The organism is Vibrio sp. 811, from assembly GCF_033339195.1.
Genome location: NZ_JAWOUB010000135.1, coordinates 1 through 1,012, shown reverse-complemented (window position 1 = coordinate 1,012; position 1,012 = coordinate 1). Strand labels below are relative to the sequence as shown.

The window sequence follows — 1,012 nt, the reverse complement described above, 5'->3', positions numbered from 1 at the left end:
AAATCAATGCTTAATTTGCACACAATCCGCATCAGTGTTAAAAATTTGTTCGCTAGCGAAAACTACAATTATAAACTGAGTACTCGGTACTCAGCATCTCATAACGACATCTTACTTACCCCCTCCCTCTCGGAGGGTTTTTTTTGCCTAAATTTCAATAAATTAAAAAGCCACCTTGCGGTGGCTTTAAGAACGAGCAGTTATGACTGGCAAACTTTTTTCATTAACCCTTTTACATGTCCTTTAGACAAATATGTCGGGCAAAGAGCTTCTCTTACGGTTTGCGACTCAATAATGTAATTCTCAAAGTTTGTTAGTGCGGTGTTAGCACACCTTTGTGTAGCAACCTCTTTCGCCAAAGCGAAGTTGGTATTATTTGGTCTGTCCAAGGTGTAGAGCAACGCATTTGCGACGTTTTCATCCGCACAGTAGTTCTCAGCTTGCTGCACTGCTGCTGCAAAAAAAGGAACCGACAGTGACTTCGAGACATTCTGGAAAACTTTGGTTCCTTCTTCGTAACTCACCTCAGCGCTTGGTGCCAAGGTATTAAGAAGCTGACCATAATTTTCCACACATCCCTCTATTGCATATTGAATACATGGTTGTGCTGCAGGCACCAGCTCTTTCGAGAACTGCTGAGTAAAACTCTTAGATTGAGAGAGAAATGGGTAAGATAGGATTAACTGCTGACCCAGACCAATCGCATCATCTTTTGCTCCAGATGCAACATAGTGTTCAAACGCTCCCAACGCCGCATTTTGAACTAGGCTTTCCCACTCGCTATTACGTTGAGATGGACGAATATCTTCCGCATGCGCTAATAGCTCGTTCCAATTTTTAGAGCCGTTCAATGCCTTTAAGTCGTCCATGGTGTAACGAGCTTCTTCACCGACCACGGCAAAGCTGACGGACACCATGAATAACGACAATAACGTTTTCTTCATCGTTTTAGTTCCATGCCTGCTTAAGGTACTTCAACGTTGAAGAGTCGTAAGCCGCATTTGGATTCAGA

At 43.0% G+C, this 1,012-nt stretch carries 1 protein-coding gene; it reads right to left on the bottom strand.

Annotated elements, in window-relative coordinates:
- Positions 1-200: 200 nt before the first annotated feature.
- Positions 201-944, bottom strand: a complete 744-nt coding sequence (locus R7Q46_RS25360) for a hypothetical protein (protein ID WP_005456479.1) — start codon at positions 942-944, stop codon at positions 201-203.
- Positions 945-1,012 lie beyond the last annotated feature (68 nt).